A 5,507-nucleotide genomic window follows, 5' to 3' on the forward strand; every position below is an offset into this window, starting at 1 on the left:
GTCATGACCGGCGGGGTCGTGCCCGGGCAGTCGTCATGGATCTTGGTCCACGAGGTGTTGTTGAGCACCATGTCGCAGCGGGCGAGGTGGCTTTCGCCGGCAATCGTCAGGCAGGCGGTCTCACCAATCTTGAACGATTTGCCGTTGGCAAGGCATGCCTGGGCGGCAAGCACCGTTGCCGGCGCGATCAACGCCAACACAAGGCCAGCCGAGCAAAGAACAAACCGGATCGCCATCGAACCCCCGCAGCAAGTCGCATCAAACGCGCAATTTGTGGCGATATCAGGGTTTTGCGGAGATTTGCGTGAGTAGCCCTCAGGCGGGCTGCAGCGCCAGCTCGATCGCCACCGGCACATGGTCCGATGGCTTCTCCCAGGCGCGGACATGCTTTTCGACCGAGGCCGAGGAAAAACGGTTGGCCGCTTCGGGCGACAAAAGCAGGTGGTCGATGCGGATGCCGTTGTTCTTCTGCCAGGCGCCGGCCTGATAGTCCCAGAACGTGTAGACATCGGACGAATCGGTGACGGCGCGCACCGCTTCGGTGAAGCCGAGGTTCTTTAGCCGACGGAAGGCCTGCCGCGTCTGCGGCTGGAACAGGGCGTCGCGCAGCCAGTTCTCCGGGAACCGGGCGTCGGCGGCTTCGGGGATGACATTGTAGTCGCCGGCCAGCACCAGCGCCTCTTCGAGCCGCAGCCGCTCCTGCGCCCACCTCTCCAGCCGCGCCATCCACGACAGCTTGTAGGAGAACTTCTTCTCGTCATCGATCGGATTGCCGTTCGGCAGATAGAGCGAGGCGACGCGCAGCGCGCCCCTGTCGGTCGAGAACACGCCCTCGATGAAGCGCGCCTGCTCGTCCTCGTCATCACCGGGCAAGCCCTTGATAACTTCATCGAAGCGCAGTTTCGACAGGAGGGCGACGCCGTTGAAGCCCTTCTGGCCATGGGTCTCGACATTGTAGCCGAGCGCCTCGACCTCGGCGCGCGGGAACTGTTCGTCGACCGATTTGATCTCCTGCAGGCAGACGATGTCGGGCGCGCTTTCGGTCAGCCAGTGGGTGAGGTTGCCGATGCGGGCGCGAACGCCGTTGATGTTCCAGGTGACGATTTTCATGGATTGCCCTTGGGATCTTCGGACGGGAGGCGTTCGACGAGGCCGATCGTATTGCCTGCCGGGTCCTTTAGGAAGGCCATCCACTCGCTTTCCCCCGCCGGACCGAACTGGCCTTCGGTGTCGCGATGGACTAGTGCCGGCGGCGCGGTGAAGGGAATGCCCGCGGCCTTCGCCTGCGCATGGAAGGCTTCGAGGCCGGTAATGTCGAGATAGACGATGCCCGCCGGCACGCCATCGGTGAAGAACAGGCGCACGTCGCCGGCCATGATGAAGGCGATGCCCGGCGGATCGTAGCGCGCATGCACGCCCATGCCGAGCACGTCACGCCAGAAGGCGAGCGTGATGTCGAGATCGCGGCCGGCCGAGAGCGCGACCTGACGAACCGCCCCGACGGCAGGCATCCGATTTCAGCTAAACAGAAAAACTGGTGCCGCAGCCGCAGGAGGCGACGGCGTTCGGATTCCTGATCTGGAACGACTGGCCCATCAGGTCGTCGACGAAGTCGATCACCGAGCCGCCCATATAGACCAGCGACAGGTCGTCGATCAGCACGGTGGCGCCGTCCTTCTCGATGGCGACGTCGTCGTCGTTGCGTGTGTCGACGAGGTCGAACTTGTAGGAAAAGCCGGAGCAGCCGCCGCCTTCGACCGAGACGCGCAGCGCCGTCTTGCCTGGCTCGCCGGACACGATCCTGGCGATCCGCTTGGCGGCGGCGTCGGTCATCTCGACCTTCATGGCAGTCTTGGCATCGGCGCCCATGGCGTCACCTTGCTTTCGGTTTCATATGATAGGTATGAAGCGGGCGGGGCCAAGTCAACTGGTGGGTGAATGGACGAGCGGCAGGGCAAGGATGCTCTCGGCGACATAGGGTTCGGCTACCGGCCGCGCGCCGCCTATGCCAGCGATCCCGCGCGCTCGCGCGGGCGGCTGTTCGAGGAGGCCGAAAGCCCGACCCGTACGCCGTTCCAGCGCGATCGCGACCGCATCATCCATTCGACTGCCTTCCGCCGCCTGAAGCACAAGACGCAGGTGTTCGTCGCGCATGAGGGCGACCACTACCGCACCAGGCTGACGCATTCGATCGAGGTTGCGCAGATTGCGCGCGCTCTGGCGCGGGCGCTGCGCGGCGACGAGGATCTGGCCGAAGCCGTGGCGCTGGTGCACGACTTCGGCCACACGCCCTTCGGCCATACCGGCGAGGAGGCGTTGAATGAGAAGATGGCTGCCTGGGGTGGCTTCGACCACAATGCGCAGTCGCTGCGCGTGGTGACGCGGCTGGAACGGCGTTATGCCGAGTTCGACGGGCTGAACCTCACCTGGGAAACGCTGGAGGGGCTGGTCAAGCACAATGGGCCGCTGACCGATGCCAAAGGGCAGGGGCTGAAGGGCCACGTGCCGCAGGCGATCCGCGACTATTCGGAGCTGCATGATCTCGAGCTCGACCGTTTTGCCGGCATCGAGGCGCAGTGCGCGGCGATCGCCGACGACATCGCCTACAACACCCATGACATCGATGACGGTCTGCGCTCGGGCTTCCTGACGCTCGACATGCTGGAGAACGTCACCCTGCCGGGCTCGATCCTGGCGAGAGTGCGGGAGCGCTATCCGGCGCTCGACGCCGTGCGCACAGGCCATGAACTGATGCGCCGCCAGATCACCATGATGGTCGAGGACGTGATTGCCTCCACCCACGCCAATCTCGAGCGCCTGAAGCCGGCAAGCGCCGACGACGTGCGGGCGGCGGGCGAGACGATGGTGACCTTCTCCGCCGGCATGGCCGCGACCGAGAAGGAATTGAAGGCCTTCCTCTACAAGCATCTTTACCGGCACAGCGAGGTCATGCGCGTGCGTGCCGACGCCGAAGGGATCGTCAGGGATCTGTTCGATGCCTATTTCGCCGATCCGCGCGCCATGCCCGACGGCTGGCGCGAAGGCCTCGATAGGGCGCAGGATCGCATCAAGGCGCGCAGCGTCGCCGATTTCCTGGCGGGCATGACCGATACCTACGCCCTGAAGGAACACCGTCGCTTGTTTGACCACACGCCCGATTTGAGCTAGGGCGAGCGCGATTTTGCCGGCCAACGAGCCGGATTCCCTAGCACAGCCGCCAGAGCCAGACCCAATGAACATCTTCGCCGATTTCAACGCGCGAGTCATAAAAGCCGTAGAAGCGCTTGACCTGAAAGACAAGGACGGCGAGCCGCTCGACCTGTCGCGCATCGCCGTCGAGCCACCGCGCGATGCCAGCCATGGCGATCTCGCCACCAACGCCGCGATGGTGCTTGCCAAGCCGACCGGGCAGAACCCGCGCGCGCTTGCCGAAAGGCTGGCCGAGGCGTTGCGTGGCGACGCCGACGTCGCGGCGGCCGATGTCGCCGGTCCGGGCTTCGTCAATCTCAGGCTGCATGATGGGTTCTGGCAGGCGCACCTGGCGGCGCTGCTCGGCGAGGGCCGCAACTATGGCCGCTCGACCATCGGCGGCGGCCGCAAGGCCAATGTCGAATATGTTTCGGCCAACCCGACCGGCCCGATGCATGTCGGCCATTGCCGGGGCGCGGTGGTGGGCGACACGCTCGCCAATCTGATGGCCTTCGCCGGCTACGACGTGACCAAGGAATATGTCATCAACGACGCCGGCTCGCAGATCGACGTGCTCGGCCGCTCGGCTTTGCTCCGCTACCGCGAGGCGCTCGGCGAGGCGATCGGCGAGATACCGGCCGGGCTCTATCCGGGTGACTATCTCATTCCGGTCGGCCAGGCGCTGGTAAAGGAGTTTGGCGGCAAGCTTTTGCAGATGCCGGAAGACGAGGCGCTCGCCATCGTCAAGAACCGCACCATCGATGCCATGATGGCGATGATCCGCGAGGATCTGGCGCTGCTCAACGTGCACCACGACGTGTTCTTCTCCGAGCGCACGCTGCACGCCGACAATGCCAGGAAGATCCGCTCGGCAATCGCCGACCTGACGCTGAAGGGGCATATCTACAAAGGCAAGCTGCCGCCGCCCAAGGGCGAGAAGCCGGACGACTGGGAAGATCGCGAGCAGACCTTGTTCCGCTCGACCGCCGTCGGCGACGACATGGACCGGGCGCTGGTCAAATCCGACGGCTCGTTCACTTATTTCGCCGCCGATGTCGCCTATCTCAAGGACAAGGTCGACCGCGGCTTCGTCGACCTGATCTATGTGCTGGGCGCCGACCATGGCGGCTACGTCAAGCGGCTTGAGGCGCTGGCGCGCGCGGTCGCGGGCGACGAGGTGAAGCTCACCGTCCTGCTCTGCCAGTTGGTCAAGCTGTTCCGCGACGGCGAGCCGGTCCGCATGTCGAAGCGCTCCGGCGATTTCGTCACGCTGCGCGAGGTCGTCGAAGAGGTTGGCCGCGACCCGATCCGCTTCATGATGCTTTACCGCAAGAACGACGCGCCGCTCGATTTCGACTTCGCCAAGGTGACCGAGCAGTCGAAGGACAATCCGGTGTTCTACGTGCAATACGCCTCGGCGCGCTGCCACTCGGTGTTCCGGCAGGCGAGCGAGCAGTTGGGCGAGGCCAATTTCGATCGCAACCGGCTGACGGCGTCGGTGTCTTCGCTCTCCGACGAGGGCGAAATCGGCCTGATCCGGAAGCTGGCTGAATATCCAAGACTGATTGAGTCCGCGGCCCTTGCATTGGAGCCGCACAGGCTGGCATTCTACCTCTACGATCTGGCTTCCAGCTTCCATGGGCACTGGAACCGGGGGACGGATAATCCTGACTTACGTTTTGTTAAGGTTAACGACCGACAATTGACGTATGCCAGACTGGGGCTGGTGCAGGCTGTTTCGGACGTTTTGACGTCCGGCCTGACGCTGATTGGGGCCGAAGCGCCCACCGAGATGCGTTAGGTTTGACTAAAAAGCCTGTCACCTTTTGCCCACATTGCGCTGGTAAGGGCCAACCCTGCGCGACGTCCATGGCGTCCGACTGTGTGCGAGTTCGGGAACAATAATGGCAGACAGAACCCCGCTGAAAGTAGCCGATCACAACGACATCGCTGACGACGATCCGTTTGCGGAACTCACCAGGATCATGGGTTTCGACCCGCGCCAGCCGGTAAAGCCGCAGGTGCCTGTCCAGAAGGCTGCGCCCGCCAATCAGCCTGCCGCGGGCAGCGATTTCGACATCGACCTCGAGAAGGAGCTGATGGGCGAGTTCGGCGCCGAGGAAAGTGCCGCCGTCGCGCAGCCGCCAGAGCCGGCTTTCGAAACCGCAGCCTCCGTTGCGCTGGACGACGAGCTTGCGGCGTCGCTCGACCAGGACTTCGTGTTCGACGATATCGCGGACCATCACTTCGGCGCCCCGGCGCAAGCGGCCGCCGAGCCGCAGGCCGATGCGGAGCTCCAGGTCGAAGCGGAGTCGCAA

6 protein-coding genes and 1 pseudogene are annotated in these 5,507 nt (G+C 64.2%); 3 read left to right on the forward strand and 4 right to left on the reverse strand.

Going from position 1 to position 5,507, the window contains the following annotated elements; genetic code table 11:
- From EN780_RS26615 to erpA, 4 genes are all read right to left on the reverse strand, one after another.
- A partial coding sequence (locus EN780_RS26615; RefSeq protein WP_128275777.1) for a hypothetical protein occupies positions 1-236 on the reverse strand: 236 nt, incomplete at its 3' end.
- 79 nt (positions 237-315) lie between these two features.
- The gene (gene xth / locus EN780_RS26620; protein WP_127283791.1) at positions 316-1,110 is read right to left on the reverse strand and encodes an exodeoxyribonuclease III; all 795 of its coding nucleotides are present in this window, start codon (positions 1,108-1,110) and stop codon (positions 316-318) included.
- Complete coding sequence (locus tag EN780_RS26625; RefSeq protein WP_127283790.1) at positions 1,107-1,511, reverse strand: VOC family protein; 405 nt, start codon at positions 1,509-1,511, stop codon at positions 1,107-1,109. Before EN780_RS26625 ends, xth begins: the two co-directional genes overlap by 4 nt.
- Positions 1,512-1,521: 10 nt before the next feature.
- On the reverse strand, positions 1,522-1,869 hold the full coding sequence (gene erpA / locus EN780_RS26630; protein WP_126054194.1) for an iron-sulfur cluster insertion protein ErpA: 348 nt from the start codon (positions 1,867-1,869) through the stop codon (positions 1,522-1,524).
- A gap of 69 nt (positions 1,870-1,938) precedes the next feature.
- On the opposite strand from erpA, the gene EN780_RS26635 reads away from it, so the two are divergent.
- The 3 genes and pseudogenes from EN780_RS26635 to EN780_RS26645 all read left to right on the forward strand — a co-directional run.
- Positions 1,939-3,168 carry a deoxyguanosinetriphosphate triphosphohydrolase gene (locus EN780_RS26635; RefSeq protein ID WP_128275778.1) on the forward strand — a complete coding sequence of 410 codons (1,230 nt, stop codon included), beginning with the start codon at positions 1,939-1,941 and terminating at the stop codon, positions 3,166-3,168.
- 64 nt (positions 3,169-3,232) lie between these two features.
- Positions 3,233-4,990 carry an arginine--tRNA ligase gene (gene argS / locus EN780_RS26640; protein WP_128275779.1) on the forward strand — a complete coding sequence of 586 codons (1,758 nt, stop codon included), beginning with the start codon at positions 3,233-3,235 and terminating at the stop codon, positions 4,988-4,990.
- A gap of 103 nt (positions 4,991-5,093) precedes the next feature.
- Positions 5,094-5,507: pseudogene (locus tag EN780_RS26645) on the forward strand (SPOR domain-containing protein); the annotation flags it as partial.

Source organism: Mesorhizobium sp. M4B.F.Ca.ET.089.01.1.1 (assembly GCF_004022605.1).
Classification (GTDB): Bacteria; Pseudomonadota; Alphaproteobacteria; order Rhizobiales; family Rhizobiaceae; genus Mesorhizobium; species Mesorhizobium abyssinicae.

Coding starts and splice junctions, on each gene's coding strand:
- EN780_RS26625 (WP_127283790.1), bottom strand. CDS start 1,511: ATGCCTGCCGTCGGGGCGGTTCGTCAGGTCGCGCTCTCGGCCGGCCGC.
- xth (WP_127283791.1), bottom strand. CDS start 1,110: ATGAAAATCGTCACCTGGAACATCAACGGCGTTCGCGCCCGCATCGGC.
- EN780_RS26635 (WP_128275778.1), top strand. CDS start 1,939: ATGGACGAGCGGCAGGGCAAGGATGCTCTCGGCGACATAGGGTTCGGC.
- argS (WP_128275779.1), top strand. CDS start 3,233: ATGAACATCTTCGCCGATTTCAACGCGCGAGTCATAAAAGCCGTAGAA.
- erpA (WP_126054194.1), bottom strand. CDS start 1,869: ATGGGCGCCGATGCCAAGACTGCCATGAAGGTCGAGATGACCGACGCC.